Below are 24,484 nucleotides of genomic sequence, written 5' to 3' on the forward strand. Positions count from 1 at the left end.
GCGGCCGCGCTCAGCGAAAGCGCAGCCTTGCGGCTTGCGCCATCAGCCCCCTCCCAAAAATGAAGCGCTCATAAGCCGCGACGACGCCCACCGACCAGTGCTATACGAAACCACCCGCCGGGGGGAGTGGTTTCATGGACATGATCGAAGCTCAAGACCCGGGTCACCGGATGGAGAACCATGTCTGATTTCCGCTTTGCCATCATTTCCGATGCCCATTTCCACGATATTGAAGCTGATTACGGTTTTGAGCCCCTGCACGCAGGGGGGCGTCAACTTTCTTTGCGCAGCTGGTCCGACACACGGTTCTCAACCCGGGTGTTCAACGAGAGCCACACAGCGCTGCAGGCGGCATTGGACGATGTGAAGCGCCTGGGAATCCGGCATGTCGTGCTGCTCGGCGATTATAGTGATGACGGCCAGCGCATTACGCTTACCTCTCTCCGGAGCCTGCTTTCACAACGTGCGGAGCGGGACGGGATCCGTTTTTATGCGCTCCCTGGAAACCATGACATCTTCGGCCCGGAGGGCCGGCACCAGACAAAGCAGTTTCTCGATAAGGACGGGCAGAGGACTGTCGTCACGAGCGCGCCAAGGGCCGAGGCCGGGGCAAAGGCAGACATTGCGGACTTGTCCGGACACTATTGCTGCGGCTATCCGGAGGGCCTGCTGCCGATGCAGGACTTTGGCTATTTCCGCAACAGCCAGGACCTGCATTGGGAAACGCCCTTCGGTTCCTCGGACGATCCTGCTGACCGCCAATATGAAGCGGTCTCCGAAGATGGTCTGAACCGTCAGCGTCTCATGGATGCAAGCTATCTTGTCGAACCGGTTGCAGGTGTCTGGCTGGTCATGATCGATGCCAATGTGTTCGAGCCGAAGAACGGCTGTGCGGGCCGCAGGGACGCTGCCGCCTTTGCCGACAGCAGCAATGCGGGCTGGAATGGCATCCTTCAGCACAAGCGCTTCCTATTTGACTGGCTCGTGTCGATTTCCCAGAGGGCGGCGGAGCAGGGCAAGAAGGTTCTGGTCTTCTCCCATTACCCGGTGATCGATCCTTTTGACGATCAAATCGGAGCGGAGCCAAGGCTTTTTACAGGATCCAACTTCGCCAAGCGGACCCCGAAACCGGAAGCCGCCCAGAGCCTGATTGAGGCGGGAGTGGATGTTCACTTCAGCGGGCATTTGCATGTGAACAGTCAGACGGTTGTTGAGCACCATGGTAAGATGCTGACCAATATCGCGGTGCCGTCCCTGGTCGCCTATCCTCCCGCCTTTAAGGTGGTCCGGCTGGAAGCAAACGGTATTGTCGTAGAAGACGTCGTTTTCGATGGATTGCCGATGGACCAGAGCATTCTTGATGCCTATGGGCTGGAATGCGACATGGCCGGAGATGCAAGGGTTCCCGCACTGGAAGCAAGGCAGTACGGCGGCTTCCTTATCGAGCATGTGGGGGAACTCTGCGAGCACCGGTATCTGCCGCGTGAATGGCCGGAGGATGCGGCGGCTGCAGCGCGTACGCACTCGCTTGCCGGAATATGCGGCATGGCCGGGTTTCTGGACTATGGTCCAGATGCAGCCCAGATCCCGATGATGCTGGTGGTGCGCGACTGGTATCTGTTGAGGGCTTCGGGAAATCTTGCTTTTGGTGCCGTGCCCGGGGACCGGTTGAAGCTCTACGAGACCATTGCCGCAGCGCTCGTGGCCGAGGAAAGATGCGAGAAAACCGTGCCGGGATTCTTCCGTCTTTTTCTCGTTACACTCGGTCATTTTGTGGCTCGTGCCCGCAATGCCAAGACCTTTCTGGCGAGATAAAGCTGGAGGCAGGGACTTCTGCTTCTGGTTGGCGTGATTTGTCCTCTATCAGTCCGGAATCGGCATATCTCCCTTCTTGCATTTGGCTAAAGTGGCTGCATAGTCCAATGCAACGAGGTAATCGAAATGTCCCATTCAACCGCGCTTCTGGTAATCGACGTGCAGGAATCCTTCCGTCACCGGCCGTATTTCTGCGAGGAAGGACTCGCAGCCTATCTCGAACGACAGCAGGCCTTGATTGATGGTGCCAAGGCTGCAGGAATTCCCGTGGTTCAGATCTTCCACGTGGAAGATACGGGTGCGTTTTCGGAAGAGTCCGGGAATGTCAGAACGCTGGCGCCATTGAAGATCGAGCCGGACGCTGTTTTCCGCAAACGCCGTCACAGCGCCCTCATCGGCAGCGGTCTTGATGTCTGGCTGACGCGGAACGGCATCACCAAAATCTTCGTGTCCGGCATCCGCACCGAACAGTGCTGCGAAACCACCACACGCCATGCGTCGGACCTCGGTTATCAGGTGGAGTTCGTCAGCGAGGCAACCCTGACCTTTCCGATGACCGATGCAGCCGGGACCGAGTGGCCGGCAGAAATCATCAAGGCGCGGACGGAGCTGGTGCTGGCCGGGCGGTTTGCCCGGATCGTGACCGTCGACGAAGCTTTGGATGGTCTTGCCGGAAAGGCGGCTGCCTGATGAGCGGCACGCGGCGGATCATTCCTGTTTTTGTGGTGGTGCCGCCGCGCGCCCTTCTGCTTGATATCGCAGGGCCGCTGGAGGTCTTGCGCAAGGCCAATTTCCTGCAGGACGCAGGCCGCTACGAAGTGACCTATGTTGGACCTTGCGAAACGGTGGTGAGTTCGGTTGGGCTGGAGCTCTCGGGTATCGCCTCCTTGCCGGATTATCTGCCTGGCGGGGCAATGGTTGTTGTGTCAGGCGCGGCGGACCTGCCGTTGGGTCTCGAGCAGGAAGATCACTCTGCGGACGCTGTGCTTGAGAAGCTTATCGTGCGATGGCTGGCGAAGGCTGTCGTTCCCGGTATCCGTCTCGTGACGATCTGCTCAGGCGCATTGCTTGCGGCAAGAGCAGGGCTTCTCGAAGGGGTAGAATGCACCACTCATCATGCCACGATAGACCAGCTGCAACGGGAGGCCCCGACGGCCCGGGTCCGCGACAATCGGCTATTCGTTGAGGATGGTGACCGTCTGACCAGCGCCGGAATCACCGCAGGCATTGATCTGATGCTGGCAATCGTGGCGAAGGAATTCGGCCACGGCACGGCCTTGGCGGTTGCACGGTATCTCGTGGTCTACATGCGGCGCGGAGCGGGGGACCCGCAGGTCTCGCCCTGGCTGGAGGGACGCAATCATCTGCACCCTGCCATCCACCGGGCGCAGGACGCGGTTGCCGCCGACCCCGCAAGGGACTGGTCCGTGGAGGCTCTGGCGGATGCTGCGGGAACAAGCCCGCGCAACCTGTCCCGGCTGTTCAACAGCCACAGCGGTATGAGCGTCACCGACTATGTAAACCGGATGCGGATCGCTCTTGCACGGGAGCTGTTGCGCGAAACGCGGCTGGATATGGAAAGCATTGCAGAGAAGACCGGTTTTTCTTCCACCCGGCAGTTCCGCCGGGCCTGGAGCCGCCTGCATGATGGTTCGCCTGCCAGTTTTCGCATCAAGTCATCTTGAGTTTTTCTCAATTGAACGAGAAAAAATTCTATTCTGCCGGATGGGGCTGGAAATGGGAGCGCCCGATTGAGGCTCTTGCCGCAATTTGTTGCATCGCACAGTAGGCTTGTTACTCTGCAGCGGGATTCATTTTCAGTTGTATTTCTGGTTTCCCCTCAGTATCGAACCCCTTGGGGATGATTAGGGGAACTCCGGCTGCCGTGCGGGCACTGCCATTCAACTGACAATTCCTGTGCTCTTCCGTAAAGGGGGGCGCGTGTTCTGGGGCCGGTGCGGCTGCAGGGGGATTACGTGTGCGGGGTCATTGCCCTTGAGCGGGAATCCACCCTTCGTCGCAGCAGACAAACGCCAATATATGGCGGAAAATACCTTCGAACGGTGATAGAAGGCCATTCTTGAGGAAGTTCCTTAGCTGATGCAGGGGAGAGCGATTTGAAGATCGGAGCACCGAAGGAAGTTCTTGGAGGGGAAGCGCGTGTGGCGATGACGCCGGACAGCGCACTTCAGCTTCAGAAACTCGGGTATGAGTGTTTCATCGAAACCGGGGCCGGTGCGGCCGCAGGGTTTTCCGATGAGAGTTACAAGACCGCAGGCGTTACTGTTCTGGACAGCGCAAAAGCGCTCTGGGGCGAAGTTGATGTCATTGCCAAGGTCCGGCCTCCGGTCGACACCGAAGTCAAACTGCTGACCAAGGGCAAGACCCTTATCTCGTTCTTCTATCCTGCTCAGAACACCGAGCTTCTGGAAGCCGCCAAGGCGACTGGCTCGAATGTCATTGCCATGGATATGGTGCCGCGCATCTCGCGCGCCCAGAAAATGGACGCCCTGTCGTCCATGGCCAACATTGCCGGTTACCGGGCCGTCATCGAGGCGGGCAATAATTTCGGCCGCTTCTTCACAGGTCAGGTGACGGCAGCGGGCAAGGTTCCCCCCGCAAAGGTTCTGATCGTTGGTGCCGGTGTGGCCGGTCTCGCTGCCATCGGCACGGCCACCTCCCTCGGTGCGATCACCTACGCTTTCGACGTCCGCCCGGAAGTCGCCGAGCAGATCGAATCTATGGGCGCTGAATTCGTCTATCTGGATTTCGAGGAGCAGGCTCAGGATGGCGCTGCGACCGGTGGCTATGCTGCCCCGTCCAGCCCGGAGTTCCGTGAAAAGCAGCTGGAGAAGTTCCGCGAGCTTGCGCCGGAAATGGACATCGTCATCACGACGGCTCTGATCCCGGGGCGGGATGCGCCGAAGCTGTGGCTCAAGGACATGGTCGAGGCCATGAAGCCGGGCTCGGTTGTGATTGACCTTGCCGCTGAGCGTGGCGGCAACTGTGACCTGACCGTTCCGGATCAGAAGGTCGTTTCGGACAACGGCGTCACCATCGTCGGTTATACGGACTTCCCGAGCCGGATGGCCTCCCAGTCGTCCACGCTCTACTCGACCAATATCCGTCACATGATGACGGATCTGACGCCGGGCAAGGATGGCCAGGTCGTTCACAACCTGGAAGACGATGTCATCCGTGGTGCGACCGTGACCTTCGACGGGGAAATCACCTTCCCGCCTCCGCCGCCGAAGGTGAAGGCCATTGCGGCGCAGAAGCCGAAGGAAAAGGCCAAGGAACTGACGCCAGAAGAGCGGAAGGCTCAGGAAGTCGCAGCCTTCAAGGAACAGACGAAGACACAGGTTACTCTGCTCGGCATCGGCACCTTGCTGCTGCTGCTGGCAGGCTATTATGCACCGGCCAGCTTCATGAGCCACTTCGTGGTCTTCATGCTGTCCTGCTTCGTCGGTTTTCAGGTTATCTGGAACGTCAGCCACAGCCTGCACACGCCGCTCATGGCCGTCACAAATGCCGTTTCAGGGATCATCATCCTGGGGGCAGTGGCACAGATCGGTTCGACCTCCTGGATCATCGCGATCCTGGCTGCGCTCTCGGTGCTGATCTCGACGATCAACATCGTCGGTGGCTTCCTCGTCACCCGGCGCATGCTTGCCATGTTCCAGAAATCCTAAGGCGGGGCTGCTAAATGGAAAATATCATGAACCTCAGCGCCCACCTGGGCGATCCCGGCATCGTGATCGCGGCTTATATCGCTGCAGCGGTGCTGTTCATTCTCTGCCTCGGCGGTCTTTCCGGCCAGGAAAGCGCCAAGCGGGCTGTCTGGTACGGCATTGCCGGTATGGCACTGGCTGTTGTCGCTGCCGTCTTCTCTCCGGGGACCGGTCACCTTTGGCTCATCGTCCTGATGCTCGTCATCGGTGCGGGTATCGGCACGGTTCTGGCCAAGCGCGTCCAGATGACGGAAATGCCGCAGCTTGTGGCGGCTCTGCACAGCTTTGTGGGTCTTGCTGCCGTTTTCATCGGCTTCAACACGCATATCGAGCTGAGCCGATTGAGCGATCTGCTGGCGCTGATGGCGGATCCTGCAAAGATGCTGGCCGATCCGGCGATTGCCGCCAGCATTCAGGCACAGGTGGCCGATCTGGCCGGTTTTGCGCTCAAGCTGGTGCAGAAGACGCCGCTCGAACTATCCATCCTGCGGGTCGAAACCTTCCTCGGCGTCTTCATCGGTGCGGTGACCTTCACCGGTTCCGTCATTGCCTTCGGCAAGCTGGCCGGCAAGGTGGACGGTAAGGCCAAGAAGCTGCCGGGCGGACATATGCTCAATGCTGGTGCCGCGATCCTGTCGCTGATCATGCTGATTGTCTATGTGCAGACCGCGTCCTTCTGGGCGCTGGCCATCATGACGCTGCTTGCCTTCTTCATCGGTTACCATCTGATCATGGGCATCGGCGGCGCCGACATGCCGGTGGTGGTATCGATGCTAAACAGCTATTCGGGCTGGGCGGCCTCCGCCATCGGCTTCTCGCTCGGCAACGATCTCCTGATTGTGACCGGCGCGCTGGTCGGTTCTTCGGGTGCGATCCTGTCCTACATCATGTGCAAGGCCATGAACCGCTCGTTCATCTCGGTCATTCTTGGCGGCTTCGGCTCGACAAGCGGTCCGGCGATGGAAATCGAGGGTGAGCAGATCGCCATCGACGCCGATGGTGTTGCGACCGCGCTGAATGATGCCGACAGCGTCATCATCGTTCCGGGTTACGGCATGGCTGTGGCTCAGGCCCAGCAGGCCGTCAGCGAGCTGACACGCCGTCTGCGCGCCAAGGGCAAGACTGTCCGCTTCGCGATCCACCCGGTCGCAGGCCGTCTGCCGGGCCACATGAACGTGCTTCTCGCGGAAGCCAAGGTGCCTTACGACATTGTTCTGGAAATGGACGAGATCAACGAGGACTTCCCGGATACGGATGTTGTCATCGTCATTGGCTCCAACGACATCGTGAACCCGGCAGCCCAGGAAGACCCCAACTCCCCGATCGCCGGCATGCCGGTTCTGGAAGTCTGGAAGGCGAAGCAGGTCTTCGTGTCCAAACGTGGCCAGGGCACAGGCTACTCGGGCATCGAGAACCCGCTGTTCTTCAAGGAGAACACCCGGATGTTCTACGGTGACGCCAAGGCCTCGATCGACAGCCTCAACCATCTGATCGGCTGACCGGGATAGAGAAATACGAAAAGGGCGCGGCCAGACGGTCGCGCCCTTTTTTTGTTGCCGTGAAGGATATGGTTTCGTCAGGCGACCGGCTTCACAGCGCAGATGGCGTAGCGGTGCTGTGTCGCCCGCTCCAGGCCCTTTAGCAGACTGAAATGCTTGCGCTGCGTGCGGTGAATGGCTTTCAGGTCCGTGTCGATCGTGATTTCGGTGAATCCTGCCTCAGCCAGCAGCTCGCAGACGGCTTCGGCCCTGGCTCCCTTGCTGAAGTGGACCTGCGAGAGGATCTCGCGATGGGTGGCCATCATGTCTTTCGGCAGATTATGACTGCTGCTTTCGGTCTGCGGTGCGGATTTCTTGCGCTCGAACCAGGACTTCAGGGTGGAGATCAGGCGGGTGACCGCGCTCGGGTTGACGAAGTCCCCGTCGATGATCAGCACCTTGCCGCCGGGCTTTAGAACGCGAAGCCATTCCTCAAAGCAGGCTAGCGGATCCACCAGCGTCCAGACGAGGTGCCTGTTGGTGATCACGTCATAAGCTTCGTCGGGCTCCATGGTCCGTTCCGCATCGCCCATATAGAAGCGGATCTGGCGGCCACGGTCACGTGCCTTTGCCCTTGCCCGCTCGAGCATCGGTTCTGCCCAGTCCATGCCGGTGACTGCGAAACCCAGATCATCCAGAAGATGACTGACGACCGCGGTGCCGCAGGCCAGATCCAGTGCCTGGCGCCCGGTTCCCTCGCCCAGGTGCCGGCGGAACAGCGCATGCCAGGCCGCGCGCTCTGCCTCCGAAAAGATTTCATGCCCCGGCTGGGTGTCGAATGTTTCCGCGCGCGCACTCCAGTAAGCCTTGATGTCTTCCCTAAGGTTCCGGTTGGGGCGGAGTGTATGGCTGGTCATGGTGCCGTGAGGTCCAGTTTCAGATTTAGGCTGGAACTCTTCTAAGAGATAAATGTTGACTATAAAAGTCATAAAAAATATATCGGCTGCATCATAAACAGGAGTTCGCAACTTTGCTGCGCTTTACGACTGTGGCCTCCGCCGCAACCCTTTCGCTCGCCCTGATTTCTGGCTCCGTTATGGCTGGAGAACTGGTGCACGTCACCGACATTACCGGCCGGGATGTCGAGGTGTCTGTTCCGGCTGAACGTGTCATCCTTGGTGAGGGGCGTCAGATCTATTTCGCAGGTGCTCTTGATAAGGAAGCTCCCTTCCACCGCATCGTTGGCTGGCGCGATGACTTCAAGAAGGCGGATCTGGATGGCTACAATGCCTATCTCGAACGCTTTCCGGAAATGGAGAAGATCCCGACCTTCGGCGGCATGAAGGATGGCACCTTCGATGTAGAGCAAGCTGTTGCGCTGAAGCCTGATGTCATCATCATGAACATCGACGCCAAGGCGGCTACTGAAGAGAGCGGCTATATCGAGAAGCTGGCAAAGGTGGGTATCCCGGTCGTCTACATCGACTTCCGCGAAAAGGCGATGGAGCACACCGACGAGTCCATGCGCATCATGGGCAAGATCTATGGCAAGGAAGAGCGCGCCGAGGAGTTCGTTGAGTTCCGGCAGGAGCAGCTCGCCCGGGTGACCGATGTGCTGGCCAAAGCCGGTGATATCAAGCGTCCGCTGGTGTTTGTCGAGCGTGCAGGCGGTTACAGCGACGATTGCTGCATGTCCTTCGGCAACGAAAACTTTGGCGAAATGGCTGAACTGGCTGGTGGCGTGAACATGGGCACGGAGTTCATTCCGGGCACGTTCGGCACCGTCAATCCGGAACAGATCATTGCTTCCAACCCGGACCAGGTCGTCGTGACCGGCGCGAACTGGGAGCATTATGTTCCAGGCGGCAACTGGGTTGGCGTTGGCCCTGGCGCTGACAAGGAAAAGAGCCGCGCGAAGCTGGCGGCCCTTATGAACCGCCCTGCGTTCACGGACATCAAGGCGGTGAAGGACGGCAACGTCCACGCCATCTGGCACCAGTTCTATAACAATCCTTACCAGTTCGTGGCTGTTCAGCAGATGGCCAAGTGGTTCCACCCGGACCTTTTCAAGGATCTGGATCCGGACGCGACCTTCAAGGAGCTGCACGATCGCTTCCTGCCAGTCGAGTACCGCCCCGGCTACTTCGTTTCGCTGAACGACCAAAAATAACGATCGGCTCCGGCCGGCGGCTTTGCCGCCGGCCGGATCTGTTCGCAGGACCGGAAGGACGCGTCTTATGATCTTCAAAAGTGCCCGGCTTCTGCTGGGTTTTGCTGCTTTTCTCGCCTCGCCTGCACTGGCGGAAACGCTCACCGATATTGCGGGGCGCACCGTGGAGCTGGATCTTCCGGCCAAGCGGGTGCTGCTTGGAGAAGGGCGCCAAATCCATGTGATCGCCGCCCTTAAGGGCGAAGACACATTCAAGACGATTGTCGGCTGGCGGGACGACCTGATCATCAAGGACCCGGACAGCTATGCGGGCTATCTGGAAAAATTCGCGCAAGTCGCTGACCTTCCGCGCTTCGGTTATATTCCACAGGGCGAGTTTGACCTGGAAAGCGCCATCAAGCTTCAGCCGGATGTTCTGACGGTGAACATCGAGGCAAAGCCGGCTGTCGATGAGACCGGGCTGGAACAAAAGGCGGAAGCCGCCGGAATCAAGCTTGTCTATGTCGATTTCCGTGCTGATCCCGAACGCAACAGCAACACTTCCATCGAAATCCTAGGCAAGCTGTTTGGTGCTGAGGAAAAGACGAAGGAATTCATCGCGTTCCGGAATGAGCAGATCGCTCTGGTGACAGACCGGCTCGCGCAGGCAAAAGATCTCAAGCGTCCGGCCGTCTTCATGGAGCGGGCACCGGGCATCTGGGGCAGCATCGAATGCTGCCGGACATTTGGCCCGTATAATTTCGGTGCGATGATTGATCTCGCGGGTGGCCACAACATTGGCGCGGATGTTCTGACCACCACCTTCGGCACCCTCAACCCGGAGCAGCTCGTTGTCGCCGATCCGGACATCGTCATGGTCACCGGCTCCAACTGGGCGGCAGACTCCGACGTCAACACCTTCGTTCCGGTTGGCCGCGGTGCTGATCCTGAACTCAACAAGGCCCGGCTGAAAGGGCTGATGGAGCGCACGCCCTACTCGACGCTCCGCGCCGTCGCGGAGGGAAAGGTCTATGCGGTCTGGCACCAGTTCTATGGTGTGCCGTATGACTTCGTTCCCATCCAGCAGTTTGCCAAGTGGTTCCAGCCAGATCTCTTCAAGGACCTCGACCCGGAGCAGTCGTTCCGCACCTTCCATGAGCGTTTCCTGCCCATCGCCTACAAGCCGGGCTATTTCGCTTCTCTCCACAAGGGGGACGCGAAATGACCCTGGCCCTGGATTCTGGAAAGCTCCCGGCTGCTGCGGAAGGTGGTGTCCGTTACCGGCTGATCACGGCGCGGCGTCTGTTCATTTTAAGTGGCCTGCTGGCGGCACTGCTCCTCAGTGTGGCTGTCGATCTGGCGCTCGGGCCGGCGAAATACTCGCTCTCCGAGGTTATCTCGACCATCCTTTGGCCGGATGAGGCCAGCAACCAGCTGCGCGTCGTCATCTGGGATATCCGCATGCCGATCGCCCTCATGGCTGTGACGGTGGGCGCCAGCCTGTCGCTTGCCGGGGCGCAGATGCAGACGATCCTGGCCAACCCGCTGGCAAGCCCCTTCACGCTGGGGATTTCGGCAGCTGCCGGCTTTGGTGCTGCCCTTGCGCTTGTGGCGGGGGTAGCTGTCTTTCCGGCTGCTGTGCAGTTCATGGTTCCCGTTAATGCGTTTCTGATGGCGATGCTTGCCTCGCTCTTCATCTATTCCATCTCGACCCTGCGCGGGGTGACGGTGGAGACGATTGTGCTGCTCGGCATCGCGCTGGTGTTCACCTTCAACGCGCTCCTCTCCCTGCTCCAGTATCTCGCTTCCGAACAAGCCCTGGCGGCTGTGGTGTTCTGGACCATGGGGTCTCTGACCAAGGCGACCTGGCCGAAAGTGGGCGTGACCTTCGTGGCATTGCTTTTCTGCGCACCGCTGTTTGCCCGCCGGGCCTGGGCCTTGACGGCTCTGCGTCTTGGCGATGACAAGGCGGCTTCCTTCGGTGTCAACGTCAAGCGGCTGCGGCTGGAAGCCATGCTTCTGGTCTCTCTTCTGGCTGCGATTCCGGTGTCCTTTGTCGGCACCATCGGCTTTATCGGTCTCGTCGGTCCGCACATCGCGCGCATGGTGGTGGGTGAGGATCAGCGGTTCTTCCTGCCAGCTTCAATCCTGTGCGGCGCGCTGCTTCTGTCCGTGACCTCGGTTGTGTCCAAGATGCTGATTCCCGGTGCGATCCTGCCCATCGGCGTGATCACGGCTCTGGTTGGCGTGCCGTTCTTCTTCTCTCTGATCTTCACCAACAGGAGGAAAGCATGGTAGCGCTCAAGCTGGAGGGTCTCGGGGCGCAATATGGCCGCATCCGGGTCTTTGAAGACATCACCACCGAAACGCTGGAAGGCGGCGGTCTGACCGCGCTCATCGGTCCGAATGCGGCTGGCAAGTCGACCCTCTTCAAGCGGATCGCGGGCCTGCTGAAGGGCGATGGTGTCGTGCATCTCTCTGGCGCGGAAACCCAGTCACGGCCGATCTGTTACATGCCGCAGGACACAGGCGCGAATGCGGTTCTGACCGTCTACGAATCCATCCTTCTGGCTGCAAAGCAGGGCGGCGGATGGAAAGTATCGGAAGAGGAGCTGGCGGAGATCGACGAGATCCTGAAGTCGCTCCGGATCACGGATCTGGCCTTCCGGGACCTTGGTGCTTTGTCCGGTGGCCAGCGGCAGCTAGTTTCCATCGCCCAGGCCCTGGTGCGCAAGCCCAAGGTTCTCCTGATGGATGAGCCCACCTCGGCGCTGGATCTGTTCCGCCAGATTGAGGTGCTGGAATACATGCACCGCCTGGCCCGGAAAACCGGCATTGCCGTGCTGATTGCGCTTCACGATCTCAACCACGCCATGCGCTATTGCGATCAGTCCATCGTGGTGGCGGGTGGACGGCTGGTGGCCAGCGGCCCAACGAACGAGGTCATCACTCCTCAGCTTTTGCGGGACGTGTACAAGGTGGAGGCCCGGATCGAGGCCTGTACCCAGGGCCGCCCGCTTCTGATTGTGGACGCCGCAGTCGTCTGATAGTGAATTTCCCCGGCCGGTCTCATGGGCCGGGGAATATCTTCTCGTTGCGCTGCAGCATCCCGTTGCGCAATTATTCAGCTTGCGCATAATGGCGCCATGACGCCATCGCTTTCTATTCTGGTCATCGACGACAACCGGATCCGCGCTTCCATCATCGAACAGGGGCTGCGCGATGCGGGGCATGACAAGGTCATTGTCCTCGGCCAGATGGAGGGGCTTGTCCGGAAGATCACCGACATCGAGCCGGATGTGATCGTGATCGATCTGGAAAACCCCAACCGCGACCAGCTTGAGCATATTTTCCAGGTCTCCCGCGCCGTGCGCCGGCCCATCGCCATGTTCGTCGACAAAGCGGACGCAGGATCGATCGAGGCGGCGGTGGATGCCGGAGTGTCGGCCTATGTGGTCGATGGGCTCAAGCGCGAGCGGGTCAAGCCGATCATGGATATGGCGATCAGCCGGTTCCGCGCCTTCGCCCGCCTCAATCAGGAGCTCGAGGAGGCCCGTTCCGAACTGGCGGAGCGCAAGGTGGTCGACCGGGCCAAGGGCATATTGATGAAATCGAAGGGCATTTCCGAGGAGGAGGCCTACCGGCTCTTGCGCCGGACTGCCATGAACCAGAGCCGGAAGATAAGCGAAGTGGCGCAAAGCCTGGTCATCGCCAGCGGCTTGCTGATGGATTGACCGGGGGGAGACGTATTGGACAGGATGAGAAGATGAGCGCGATATCGCGGCAGACGATCGTGGCGGGCTTTCTGCCTCTTCTGGACTGCGCATTGCTGGCGGTTGCGGCCAGACGTGGCTTTGCGGAGGCAGAAGGAATTGAGCTGAAGCTGGTCCGGGAAACCTCCTGGGCCAATATCCGCGACCGCATTTCTGTCGGCCATTTCGATGTGGCTCATATGCTGGCGCCCATGCCGATTGCCTCTTCTCTCAGCCTCACCACGCTGGCCGTGCCCATGCGGGCGGTCATGGCGCTGGGCACAGGAGGCAATGCGATCTCTGTTTCGGGGGATCTGTGGCAGGAGATGAAGGCGCAAGGCGCGGCTGAAGATGGTGATCCTCTGTCAACCGGGCAGGCACTGGCCGGTGTCATTCGCAACCGTTCCGCCGCCGGGGCGCCGCTCCTGCATTTCGGCGTGGTTCATCCCTTCTCAGGTCATGCTTATGAACTGCGGTATTGGCTCGCGGCTTCCGGTATTCATCCGGAGCGGGACGTCGAGATCTCCGTTCTGCCGCCGACAGTGATGGCTGACGCGCTCGCAGCCGGTCAGCTTGATGGCTATTGCGTCGGCGAACCCTGGAACACCAAGGCCGCTGATACGGCCGGAGCCCGGATCGTCACAACCAAGGAAGCGATCTGGCCGGGGAGCCCTGAAAAAGTGCTCGGGGTCACGGCGAAATGGGCCGAGGCCAACGGTGACCTGCTGATGCAGCTGATCAAAGTCCTGATGGCGGCCGCTGACTGGTGTGCTGATCCGGTCAATCTTGAAGAGCTGGCAAGCCTTCTTGCCGGGCCGGAGTTTTTGGACTGTCCGGTGGACTGGTGCCGTCCGGCTCTCCAAGGGCGGCTCCGGTTTGATGCGCAGACGGAAGTCGTCATTCCCGGCTTCCTGTCCTTTGGCGGTATTGAGCGCCATTGCCCGCGCGAAGAGCATGGCCTCTGGTTCTACGCGCAGATGGTGCGCTGGGGGCAAGCGCAGTTCAGCGAGAGCGATCTCGGTCTGGTCCGGCAGACCTTTTCTCCCGCTCTTTTCCTGAAGGCACTGGGCTCTGACGGGGCTTTGGCCAAGGGCGGGCGTGATGCTGGTTCTGCCCTGTTTGATGGACAGATTTTCTCAGAACAGACCCTGGCAGATCATATTGCCGGATATGTGCGCCAGTCCTGACAAGTGAGCCGCCTCTTTTTGTTGCTGTGCAAAAAAAATGTTCAGTTGATGCGGAAAGAGGCGTGAAAAACAGCGGCGCTTTCTGAAAGAAAAAACCGGAATGTTCCTTAAGGTATTGGAGTCATTGAGCATGGCTCATTGATCTGAAACTGGCACGGTCTATGCATTATTAAAACCAGCGCCAAAGACGGCCCCTAAAGTTTCCCGCCCATCGAAGGGCGTTCCGGCAAAGCCGCCGACGTGATTCCCATGCCCTCCCGCATGCCAGTCACGTCGGCGGCTTTTTTGTTTTCAGACTTGGGCCCGGACACCGGGCACTTGCAAGAATGAGGGATCAGCAAGTGACGAAGCGTTTTGGAACACTGACTATTTCCCGGCGAACCGCTGTTGCGGCGTTGATTGCCGGCAGCGTTGCGGCTTATGCCGGATCTGCCCGGGCTGACATGCTGGATGTGGAGAAGGACGAGCTGAAGTTCGGCTTTATCAAGCTCACCGACATGGCACCGCTCGCGATTGCCTATGAGAAGGGCTATTTCGAGGACGAGGGCCTGTTTGTCACGCTCGAGCCGCAGGCGAACTGGAAGGTTCTGCTGGATCGCGTGATCACCGGTGAACTGGACGGCGCCCACATGCTGGCTGGTCAGCCGCTGGCTGCGACCATCGGGTTCGGGACCAAGGCCCATATCGTCACGCCCTTTTCCATGGACCTGAACGGCAACGGCATCACTGTTTCCAACGAAGTCTGGGAAATGATGAAGCCCCATCTGGAAATGGGGGCGGACGGCAAACCGGTTCACCCGATCAAGGCCTCTGCCCTGAAGCCGGTGATCGACAAGTTCAAGGCGGACGGCAAGCCGTTCAACATGGGCATGGTCTTTCCAGTGTCCACCCATAACTACGAACTGCGCTATTGGCTGGCGTCTGGCGATATCAAGCCGGGTTTCTACTCGAAGACCGATATTTCCGGGCAGATTCAGGCGGACGCGCTTTTGTCTGTAACCCCGCCGCCGCAGATGCCATCGACCCTCGAGGCTGGCACGATCAACGGCTATTGCGTTGGTGAGCCGTGGAACCAGCAGGCCGTGTTCAAGGGCATCGGCGTTCCGGTCGTTACAGACTATGAGATCTGGAAGAACAATCCGGAAAAAGTGTTCGGCATGACCAAGGAGTTCACCGAGCAATATCCGAACACGACCCTTGCCGTGACCAAGGCGCTGATCCGCGCGGCCAAGTGGCTGGATGAGAACAACAACGCCAACCGCATGGAAGCGGTCGAGATCCTGTCCCGTCCGGAATATGTCGGCGCCGACAAGGAAGTCATCGCCAATTCCATGACCGGCACCTTTGAATATGAGAAGGGCGACAAGCGGGAAGTGCCGGACTTCAACGTCTTCTATCGCTACTTCGCGACCTATCCCTATTACTCCGACGCGGTCTGGTATCTGACCCAGATGCGCCGTTGGGGCCAGATCCCGGAATACAAGCCGGACAGCTGGTACGACGAGGTCGCCAAGTCCGTTTATCAGCCGGAAATCTATCTGAAGGCCGCCCGGATGCTGGTTGAGGAAGGCAAGGTCGATGAGGCCGATTTCCCCTGGACCAGCGACGGCTACCGCGCTCCGACCCCTGCCTCTGATGTCATCGACGGCATCGGCTATGACGGCAAGCAGCCCAACGCCTACATCGACAGCCTGCCGATTGGCCTGAAAGGCAAGCAGACGGTGGACGGCAATCAGGTGGTTGGTGGCTGAGGGCAGTCCAAAGGCCTCATCGCGGATCGGGGGCAAGGCAAACATGCCGCCCCTGCTCCAGAGATAAAAAACAAGTTTCCGTTTCCAGAGGAAGGACCTTTCAATGGCAAATGCCGAGATTACCTCAGGCGCAGAAAGCGCCCGGGCGGCGCGCCAGGAGCGCCTCTTCACATGGATTACCAAGGCCTCGGGCTGGTTTGATGCGCTTGGGTTTTCCTGGCTGGTGCCGATCCTGCGCATTGCCGCCGGTGACAGCCCTAAGGAACAGTTTCAGGAGCTGAAGAAGGTCCTGATCATTCCGTTGATCGGGATCGCGGCCTTCCTGGTTATGTGGTCGGTGCTTGCGCCGAAGGTGCAGACCTCCCTTGGTGCGGTTCCCGGTCCGGTGCAGGTCTGGGCGCAGGCGGTGAACCTGTGGGACGATCACGTGCGTGAGCGGGAGAAATCTGATGAGTTCTACCAGCGTCAGGAAGAGCGCAACGCCAAGTTCGAGGCAGCAGGCAAGACCGACAAGATCAAGTGGCGGACCTATACCGGTAAGCCGACCTATATCGACCAGATCGGCACGTCCCTGATCACCGTTGGCCTCGGCTTCCTGATCGCAACGCTGATCGCGGTTCCGCTGGGCATTGCCTCGGGCCTATCGCGCAGCTTCAGCGGTGCCATCAATCCGCTGATCCAGATCTTCAAGCCGGTGTCGCCGCTCGCGTGGCTGCCCATCGTGACGATGATTGTGTCTGCCCTTTATGTGGATCCGGCGGACTGGCTGCCGAAGTCGCTCCTGGTGTCTGCCGTCACCGTGACACTCTGCTCGCTGTGGCCGACCCTGATCAACACTGCGCTGGGCGTTGCCTCCGTTGACAAGGATCTGATGAATGTTGGCCGGGTGCTGCAACTGCCGACCTGGAAGACCATCACCAAGCTGGTTCTGCCGTCTTCCCTGCCGCTGATCTTCACCGGTTTGCGCCTGTCCCTGGGTGTGGGCTGGATGGTGTTGATTGCCGCGGAAATGCTGGCGCAGAACCCCGGCCTTGGAAAGTTCGTCTGGGATGAGTTCCAGAACGGCTCTTCCCAGTCCCTCGCCAAGATCATGGTTGCGGTTATCACCATTGGCATCATCGGCTTTGCCCTTGACCGTCTGATGTTTGCCTTGCAGCGCGCCTTCACCTTTTCGGCCAACCGCTAGGGGAAGACGATGAGCTATCTCGAAATCTTCAACGTCTCCAAGTCCTTCGGTGAGGGCCAGAAGCGCACTGATGTGCTCGGTGGTATCAACCTCAAGGTGGAGCAGGGCGAGTTCATTGCCATTGTCGGCTTTTCCGGCACCGGCAAGACCACGCTCATGTCCCTGCTCGCCGGTTTGATTGAGCCGGACACTGGCGGCATCGTCTTCAAGGGCAAGGAAATCGATGGCCCGAGCCCGGACCGGGGCATTGTGTTCCAGTCTTATTCGCTGATGCCGTGGCTGACGGTTGCTGGCAACGTCTCCCTGGCCGTCGACAGCGTCTTCAAGAAAAAACCAGCGGCAGCGCGCAAGGCAATCGCGGAGAAATACATCTCCATGGTTGGTCTTGCCCATGCAAAGGACCGGCGTCCCTCGGAACTGTCCGGCGGGATGCGCCAGCGGGTGGCCGTTGCGCGCGCGCTGGCCATGCAGCCGGATCTTCTGCTGCTGGATGAACCGCTATCCGCGCTAGATGCGCTCACCCGCGCCAAGCTTCAGGATGAGTTCGCGGCCATCTGCGAGGAGGAAAAGAAGACGATCATCCTGATCACCAACGATGTTGATGAGGCCATTCTTCTGGCGGACCGCATCATTCCCCTGTGCCCCGGAAATCCGGCCATGCTTGGCAAGGAGTTCAAGGTCGGCTTCGCCCGCCCCCGGGACCGGGGGGAGCTCAATCACGATGACGATTTCATCCGTCTGCGCGCGGAAGTGACCGAATATCTCATGGAGGCGGGCGCTGCCCGTGACCGGGAAGCCGAGCGGGAGATTGTTCTGCCGAACATTGTGCCGATCACCCAGCGTCCTGCAAAGCACAAGGCTGCCGACAAGCTGCCTGCCGCCTATGAGCGGGCCGCCCAATCGTCGACGGCCGACCGCTATCTGGAATTCAGCCAGCTCAAGAAAATCTATCCAACGCCCAAGGGGCCGCTGACGGTGGTCGACGGCTTCGATCTGAAGATGAAGAAGGGTGAATTCATCACCCTGATCGGCCATTCCGGCTGCGGCAAGTCCACGGTGCTGTCCATGGTCGCGGGCCTCAACAAGATCTCGGAAGGTGCAATCGTTCTGGACGGAACGCATATCACTGAGGCCGGCCCTGACCGGGCGGTGGTGTTTCAGGCTCCCTCGCTCATGCCCTGGCTGACGGCTTACGAGAATGTCGAGCTGGGGGTGGAGAAGGTCTATCCGGATGCGTCCAGGGCCGAGAAGCGGGACGTCATCGAATATTACCTGAACAAGGTTGGTCTCGGGGATTCCATCCACCGGGCAGCTGCGGACATGTCCAACGGCATGAAGCAGCGGGTGGGCATTGCCCGCGCCTTTGCTCTCTCGCCGAAGCTGCTTCTGCTCGATGAGCCCTTCGGCATGCTGGACAGCCTGACCCGCTGGGAGCTGCAGGATGTCCTGATGGATGTCTGGACCCGCACACAGGTCACAGCCGTCTGCGTCACCCATGATGTGGACGAGGCAATCCTGCTCGCTGACAGGGTGGTGATGATGTCCAACGGCCCGAAGGCGCGGATCGGCAATATCATGGACGTGGATCTGCCGCGCCCGCGCTCCCGCAAGGCTTTGCTCGCTCACCCGGACTATTACGCCTACCGCGAAGAGCTTCTGGACTTTCTGGAAGCTTATGAGGGCGGGGCAAATCCGAACGAGGAACAGCTTCAATCCATCCAGAACAAACGTGCCACACGGCTCGCCCGGCAGAACGGAGCCGTTCAGGCCGCCGAATAGATTGGCCCTGAAAAGGGGAGAGGATCATGACAAAACAGAAACTCGTTATTGTCGGCAATGGCATGGCACCAGGACGCATGCTGGAGCATCTTTTCACGCTCGCGCCGGATGCCTATGACGTCACCATTTTCAACGCGGAACCGCGCGTGAATTACAACCGGCTGATGCTGTCGCCGGTACTGTCCGGCGAAAAGACCTATGAGGACATCATCACCCATGATGATGCCTGGTATGCCAGCAATGGCATCACACTGCACAAGTCGGCCAAGGTCTCCGGTATCGACCGGGAAGCCAAGACGGTGACCTCTGAAAACGGTATCACGGCTTCCTACGACAAGCTGGTGATTGCCACAGGCTCAAGCCCTTTCATCATTCCTTTGCCGGGAAAGGATCTCGACGGGGTTCTGACCTACCGTGATCTGGACGACGTGGACAAGATGCTGGCGGCGGCCAAGGCAGGCGGCCGGGCGATCGTGATCGGCGGCGGCCTTCTGGGTCTGGAAGCGGCTGCCGGTCTCAAGATGCAGGGCATGGAAGTCACCGTCCTGCACCTGATGCCGACCCTGATGGAACGGCAGCTCGATCCGGCGGCAGGCTATCTGCTGGAGGCGGAATTTGTCCGCCGCGGCATCGAGGTGCGGACCAAGGCGAACAGCCACGAGATCCTCGGCACTGAAGATGGCAAGGTGCGCGGCATCAAGCTGGATGACGGAACAATTATCGAAGCGTCCATCATCGTGATGGCGGTCGGCATCCGCCCGTCCACCGATCTTGCCAAGGCCTCCGGTCTGGATGTGAACCGGGGCATCATCGTTGGCGACGACATGCGGACGTCCGATCCGGATATTTTCTCGCTGGGCGAATGCGTTGAGCACCGCAGCATGTGCTACGGCCTGGTCGCGCCACTTTATGAGATGGCAGAAGTCATCGCGGCAAACCTGACGGGCGCCGCCGCCACCTACACAGGTTCTGTAACGGCAACCAAACTCAAGGTCACGGGCGTCGATCTTTATTCCGCAGGGGACTTTGCCGAGGGCGAGGGCCGCGAGGAGATCGTGCTGCGCGATGGCGCTGCCGGGATCTACAAACGCCTTGTCCTGAAGGATAACCGGATCATCGGCGCCGTGCTTTACGGCGAGACATCCGATGGCCCCTGGTTCTTCGACATGCTGAAGAAGGGCACGGATGTGTCCGCCATGCGTGACACCCTGATTTTCGGCCAGGCGTATCAGGGGGGCGAACCGCTGGACCCTACGGCGGCCGTTGCAGCCTTGCCGGATGATGCGGAAATCTGCGGCTGCAACGGCGTATGCAAGGGAAAGATCGTCACCGCGATCAAGGACAAGGGTCTGACCTCGCTCGACGATGTCAGGGCGCACACCAAGGCATCCGCGTCCTGCGGCACCTGTACCGGCCTTGTCGAGAAGCTAATGGTGGCAACGCTCGGTGATGCGTTCAATCCGCAGGCGGTCAAGCCGGTTTGCGGCTGCACCCATCACAGCCATGATGAGGTCCGCCGCCTGATCAAGGCCAAGGGTCTGAAGACCATTGCGGCGGTCATGCAGGAGCTTGAATGGACCACGTCCCAGGGCTGCGCCAAGTGCCGCCCGGCCCTGAACTACTATCTGGTCTGTGACTGGCCGGATGAATATGCGGACGATTATCAGTCCCGCTTCATCAACGAGCGCGTCCACGCCAATATCCAGAAGGATGGCACCTATTCCGTGGTTCCGCGCATGTGGGGGGGCATGACCTCCTCCAAGGAACTGCGGGCGATCGCGGATGTGGTCGACAAGTACAATATCCCGGCGGTGAAATGCACCGGTGGCCAGCGCATCGACATGCTGGGCATCAAGAAGGAAGACCTTCCGGGTGTGTGGGAAGATCTCGGCAAGGCCGGGTTCGTCTCCGGTCAGGCCTATGCCAAGGGCCTGCGCACGGTGAAGACCTGTGTCGGCTCCGACTGGTGCCGTTTCGGCACGCAGGATTCCACCGGTCTCGGCATCAAGCTTGAGAAATTCATGTGGGGGTCCTGGACCCCGGCCAAGCTGAAGCTGGCGGTCTCCGGTTGTCCGCGCAACTGTGCCGAGGCCACGTGCAAGGACATCGGCATCATCTGCGTCGACAGCGGCTACGAAATCCATTTCGCAGGCGCTGCCGGTCTCGACATCAAGGGCACGGAAGTTCTGGGTCTGGTGAAGACCGAGGAAGAGGCACTGGAGCACGTTGTCGCTCTTGCTCAGATGTACCGCGAGCAGGGCCATTATCTGGAGCGGATCTACAAATGGGCCAAGCGCATCGGCGTGGACGAGATCCGGCGCCAGATCATGGACGATGCGGACAAGCGGACAGCCTATTTCGATCGCTTTGTCTTCTCGCAGAAGTTTGCCCAGGTCGATCCCTGGTCTGAGCGTGTGTCCGGCAAGGACAAGCACGAGTTCAAGCCCATGGCGACACTTTCTCTGGAGGCCGCAGAATGAACGTTATGTCTCAGACCTGGGTCGCCATCGGTGACCTGACCGATATTCCGATCCTCGGCGCCCGCTGTGTGAAAAACGGCGACATGACCATCGCCGTCTTCCGGACCACGGACGATCAGGTATTCGCGGTCGAGGACAAGTGTCCGCACAAGAACGGGCCGCTCAGCCAGGGGATCGTGCACGACAATTGCGTGACCTGCCCCTTGCACAACTGGGTCATCAGCCTTGAGACGGGGCAAGCCCAGGGCGCGGACGAAGGCCAGGTCCGCAGCTTTCCGGTCAAGATGGATGGAGAAACGATCTTGCTGGGCCTGCGCTAAGGCAGCTGGCCTGGAAGCCCGCAAAGACCGCAGATCATGCGGCAGCGGAGACAGTGAAGGGAAGGGAACGCCCGGTTGGGCGGAAATGAACCTAGGCCGCCGGGGGCAGCCTTTCACAAGAGGGGAATGCGATGTCATATGTTACTCCGCAGGAGTTCGCCACGAAGATGATCGATGCGGGCGAGTCCAAGATCTTCATGTCCACCAAGGACACGCTCATCCGTGCCTATATGGCCGGTGCAATCCTGGCCCTTGCCGCCGCCTTTGCCGTGACCATCACGGTCAACACCGGTCAGCCGCTGGTCGGAGCACTGCTGTTCCCTGTCGGCTTCTGCATGCTTTATCTGCTCGGTTTTGATCTCCTGACTGGTGTCTTTACCCTTGTTCCGCTGGCCGTCCTCGACAAGCGCCCAGGGTGTGACATGAAAGGGCTTATGCGGAACTGGGGCCTAGTCTTTATCGGCAACTTCGCCGGGGCGATGACCACTGCAGTGTTCATGGCCATTATCTTCACGATGGGGTTCACGCAGGAACCGAATGCGGTTGGCCAGAAAATTGGCCATATCGGTGAGGCTCGGACTCTCGGCTATGCCGCAGCAGGGTTCGGCGGCATGCTGACCCTCTTCATCCGGGCGGTCATGTGCAACTGGATGGTCTCGACCGGCGTCGTCGCGGCGATGATGTCCACGTCCGTGTCGGGCAAGGTCATTGCCATGTGGATGCCCATCCTCGTGTTCTTCTACCTTGGATTTGAGCATTCCATCGTCAACATGTTCCTGTTCCCGTCCGGCATCATGCTTGGTGGCCAGTTCACCTGGACGGATTATTTCCTCTGGAACGAAATCCCGACGGTGCTTGGCAATCTGGTCGGCGGTCTGACCTTCGTTGGCGGCATGATCTACGCCACCCACTACAAGACCTCCGCGAAGCGTGCAGTGCCGGGTCAGGTGGCCAAGGAAACAACCTACGCTCCGGCTGAGTAAATTACCCCGCCTGGGCATCCGGACAGAGGTTCGGATGCCCGTTTTTTCCGGACATCAAGGAACGCCGCACCATGGCAAGTGCCCTGCGCATCTCGATCGGACAGCACACGGACAAGGGCCGGAAGGAAATCAATCAGGATTTCCACGGCGCGCTTGTTCCTGAAGGCCGGCTGCTTGAGACCAAGGGAATTGCTGCCGTCGTCGCGGATGGAATTTCGACCAGCCCCGATAGCCGGGAAGCCGCTGAAACGGCGGTAAAGAGCTTTCTTTCAGATTACTTCGCGACGCCTGACGGCTGGAGCGTGAAACAGTCCGGTGACAAAGTCTTGTCGGCGGCCAATGCCTGGCTCTATGGCCGGACCCGCTCTGGCGATGGCCGCTATGACCACGACCGCGGGTTTGTCAGCACGTTCACCGCCCTGATTTTGAAGGGCTGCACGGCGCATGTTCTGCATGTGGGAGACGCGCGGGTTTACAGGCTTACCGGGGGTGCCCTCTCGCAACTCACCCGGGATCACTGTGTGCGTCTGGAAGATGGTGCCAGCATGCTGGAGCGGGCGCTTGGAATCGCGCCCACCTTGAAGATCGATTATTGCGCGGTGCCGTTCCAGAAGGGCGATGTGTTCCTGCTGGCAACGGACGAAATGGCCGGCCATCTCGCCCGCCAGACGCCGGACGTTTTGCAGAAGCTTCTGAATGAGTTCGCTCAAGCGGAGGATCTGGATCAGCTTGCCCGGCAGGCTATTGCCCGCGCCGTGATCGAAGGGGCAAACGACAATCTTACGGTCCAGATCCTGCGTGTCGATGCCCTGCCGGAGACCGCAGAGGAGGATCTGGAGACACTTGCCGGGCAGTTGCCCGTTCCCGTGGATCTTCAGCCGGGTCAGGTGATTGACGGTTGGCGGCTTCTTGAACTTGTTCACGTCAGCGGACGCAGCCAGCTGTTCAAGGCACAAGATCCGGAGACGGGAGAGCTGGTGGCCTTCAAGGTGCCGGCCGCCTCTGCGGCAGCCGATGGATCATTCCTGCAAAGCTTTCTCATGGAGGAGTGGGTCGCAAGGCGGCTCGACAACCGTCATCTGATGCGGACGTCCCAGGGGAAGGACAGTGGGAGACCGGCACGAACCCGGCTTTATACGACTTTCCAATGGGTCGAAGGCCAAAGCCTGACCCGGTGGATGGAACAGAATTCCGAGCCGGATATGGCCGTGGTCTTCGGGCTGGTGAGTGATATCGCCAAGGGGCTCCAGGCGATGCACCGGCATCAGATGGTTCATCAGGATCTGAGGCCTGACAATGTCATGATTACGCCGGAGGGCCGCGCTGTTCTGATCGACTTTGGCTCCACTCATGTTCTGGGAAGCTTGCGCCAGGCGGCAGGACTGCCCGGTGGTGTCCACGGACAAGGCGTGGCGACCCATCAATACATGGCTCCGGAGGGCTTCTTCGGTGTTCCCGCCGATCCCTCCTTCGACATCTATTCGCTGGGTGTGATTGCTTATCAGATGCTGACCGGAAAGCTGCCCTATGGCGCGGATATGGCAAGAGCAGCCTCCCCCGCGGCGCAGTTGCGCGTTGCTTACCGCCCGGCTTCCGAAAACGGCGGCCGTGTGCCTGTGTGGGCCGACGCGGCCTTGCGCAAGGCTGTCCATGCCGACCCTTCCCGTCGCTACAAGGAGCCTTCCGAACTCGTCGCGGATTTGTCGCGCCCCAATCCGACCCTGCCAGGCATCCGTCCCACTGCCATCGCAGCGCGCGATCCCGTGCGGTTCTGGCAACTCGTAAGCCTCTGCCTTGCCGTGATCATCATTGCTCTCCTGTACCGGCTGAGTGCCAGCTGAACACACCCTCAATCAACCTGAAGTGACAAAGG

Annotated in this window: 19 protein-coding genes; 18 read left to right on the top strand and 1 reads right to left on the bottom strand. The window is 59.8% G+C overall.

Annotated elements, in window-relative coordinates:
* The first annotated feature begins 180 nt into the window (after nucleotides 1–180).
* The 5 genes from IG616_RS22005 to IG616_RS22025 all read left to right on the top strand — a co-directional run bounded on the left by IG616_RS22005 (nucleotide 181) and on the right by IG616_RS22025 (nucleotide 7,045).
* Entirely contained in the window at nucleotides 181–1,815 is a 1,635-nt protein-coding gene (locus IG616_RS22005; protein ID WP_192150982.1) for a metallophosphoesterase family protein, read from the top strand.
* A 126-nt stretch (nucleotides 1,816–1,941) separates the two neighbouring features.
* Entirely contained in the window at nucleotides 1,942–2,505 is a 564-nt protein-coding gene (locus IG616_RS22010; RefSeq protein ID WP_192150984.1) for an isochorismatase family protein, read from the top strand.
* On the top strand, nucleotides 2,505–3,500 hold the full coding sequence (locus tag IG616_RS22015) for a GlxA family transcriptional regulator (RefSeq protein ID WP_192150990.1): 996 nt from the start codon (nucleotides 2,505–2,507) through the stop codon (nucleotides 3,498–3,500). Before IG616_RS22010 ends, IG616_RS22015 begins: the two co-directional genes overlap by 1 nt.
* Before the next feature lie 432 nt (nucleotides 3,501–3,932).
* Nucleotides 3,933–5,507 carry a Re/Si-specific NAD(P)(+) transhydrogenase subunit alpha gene (locus IG616_RS22020; RefSeq protein ID WP_192150996.1) on the top strand — a complete coding sequence of 525 codons (1,575 nt, stop codon included), beginning with the start codon at nucleotides 3,933–3,935 and terminating at the stop codon, nucleotides 5,505–5,507.
* 26 nt (nucleotides 5,508–5,533) lie between these two features.
* Nucleotides 5,534–7,045, top strand: coding sequence for an NAD(P)(+) transhydrogenase (Re/Si-specific) subunit beta (locus IG616_RS22025; RefSeq protein ID WP_192150998.1), 1,512 nt, complete (start codon nucleotides 5,534–5,536; stop codon nucleotides 7,043–7,045).
* A gap of 77 nt (nucleotides 7,046–7,122) precedes the next feature.
* Here IG616_RS22025 and IG616_RS22030 read toward each other — a convergent pair whose 3' ends face one another.
* On the bottom strand, nucleotides 7,123–7,941 hold the full coding sequence (locus IG616_RS22030) for a class I SAM-dependent methyltransferase (RefSeq protein WP_192151000.1): 819 nt from the start codon (nucleotides 7,939–7,941) through the stop codon (nucleotides 7,123–7,125).
* 179 nt (nucleotides 7,942–8,120) lie between these two features.
* On the opposite strand from IG616_RS22030, the gene IG616_RS22035 reads away from it, so the two are divergent.
* The 13 genes from IG616_RS22035 (at nucleotide 8,121) to IG616_RS22095 (ending at nucleotide 24,452) form a co-directional block, all read left to right on the top strand.
* Entirely contained in the window at nucleotides 8,121–9,194 is a 1,074-nt protein-coding gene (locus tag IG616_RS22035; protein WP_192151028.1) for an ABC transporter substrate-binding protein, read from the top strand.
* A gap of 67 nt (nucleotides 9,195–9,261) precedes the next feature.
* Nucleotides 9,262–10,398: an ABC transporter substrate-binding protein gene (locus IG616_RS22040; RefSeq protein WP_192151002.1), complete on the top strand. Its 1,137-nt coding sequence runs from the start codon at nucleotides 9,262–9,264 to the stop codon at nucleotides 10,396–10,398.
* Entirely contained in the window at nucleotides 10,395–11,471 is a 1,077-nt protein-coding gene (locus IG616_RS22045) for a FecCD family ABC transporter permease (protein WP_192151004.1), read from the top strand. Before IG616_RS22040 ends, IG616_RS22045 begins: the two co-directional genes overlap by 4 nt.
* On the top strand, nucleotides 11,465–12,220 hold the full coding sequence (locus IG616_RS22050) for an ABC transporter ATP-binding protein (protein ID WP_192151006.1): 756 nt from the start codon (nucleotides 11,465–11,467) through the stop codon (nucleotides 12,218–12,220). Before IG616_RS22045 ends, IG616_RS22050 begins: the two co-directional genes overlap by 7 nt.
* A gap of 99 nt (nucleotides 12,221–12,319) precedes the next feature.
* Entirely contained in the window at nucleotides 12,320–12,907 is a 588-nt protein-coding gene (locus tag IG616_RS22055) for an ANTAR domain-containing response regulator (RefSeq protein ID WP_192151008.1), read from the top strand.
* Between the two features lie 32 nt (nucleotides 12,908–12,939).
* Nucleotides 12,940–14,112 carry a CmpA/NrtA family ABC transporter substrate-binding protein gene (locus IG616_RS22060; protein ID WP_192151010.1) on the top strand — a complete coding sequence of 391 codons (1,173 nt, stop codon included), beginning with the start codon at nucleotides 12,940–12,942 and terminating at the stop codon, nucleotides 14,110–14,112.
* A gap of 341 nt (nucleotides 14,113–14,453) precedes the next feature.
* Complete coding sequence (locus tag IG616_RS22065) at nucleotides 14,454–15,863, top strand: CmpA/NrtA family ABC transporter substrate-binding protein (protein WP_425504206.1); 1,410 nt, start codon at nucleotides 14,454–14,456, stop codon at nucleotides 15,861–15,863.
* Between the two features lie 103 nt (nucleotides 15,864–15,966).
* Nucleotides 15,967–17,049 carry an ABC transporter permease gene (locus IG616_RS22070; protein ID WP_192151014.1) on the top strand — a complete coding sequence of 361 codons (1,083 nt, stop codon included), beginning with the start codon at nucleotides 15,967–15,969 and terminating at the stop codon, nucleotides 17,047–17,049.
* A gap of 9 nt (nucleotides 17,050–17,058) precedes the next feature.
* The gene (locus IG616_RS22075) at nucleotides 17,059–18,828 is read left to right on the top strand and encodes an ABC transporter ATP-binding protein (RefSeq protein WP_192151016.1); all 1,770 of its coding nucleotides are present in this window, start codon (nucleotides 17,059–17,061) and stop codon (nucleotides 18,826–18,828) included.
* Nucleotides 18,829–18,854: 26 nt separating this feature from the next.
* Entirely contained in the window at nucleotides 18,855–21,308 is a 2,454-nt protein-coding gene (gene nirB, locus IG616_RS22080; protein ID WP_192151018.1) for a nitrite reductase large subunit NirB, read from the top strand.
* Nucleotides 21,309–21,313: 5 nt separating this feature from the next.
* The gene (gene nirD, locus IG616_RS22085) at nucleotides 21,314–21,628 is read left to right on the top strand and encodes a nitrite reductase small subunit NirD (RefSeq protein WP_192151030.1); all 315 of its coding nucleotides are present in this window, start codon (nucleotides 21,314–21,316) and stop codon (nucleotides 21,626–21,628) included.
* Between the two features lie 131 nt (nucleotides 21,629–21,759).
* Nucleotides 21,760–22,611 carry a formate/nitrite transporter family protein gene (locus IG616_RS22090; RefSeq protein WP_192151020.1) on the top strand — a complete coding sequence of 284 codons (852 nt, stop codon included), beginning with the start codon at nucleotides 21,760–21,762 and terminating at the stop codon, nucleotides 22,609–22,611.
* A gap of 71 nt (nucleotides 22,612–22,682) precedes the next feature.
* Nucleotides 22,683–24,452: a bifunctional protein-serine/threonine kinase/phosphatase gene (locus IG616_RS22095; protein WP_192151022.1), complete on the top strand. Its 1,770-nt coding sequence runs from the start codon at nucleotides 22,683–22,685 to the stop codon at nucleotides 24,450–24,452.
* The last annotated feature ends 32 nt before the right edge of the window (nucleotides 24,453–24,484 follow it).

This window comes from Roseibium litorale (assembly GCF_014842915.1).
Taxonomy (GTDB): domain Bacteria; phylum Pseudomonadota; class Alphaproteobacteria; order Rhizobiales; family Stappiaceae; genus Roseibium; species Roseibium litorale.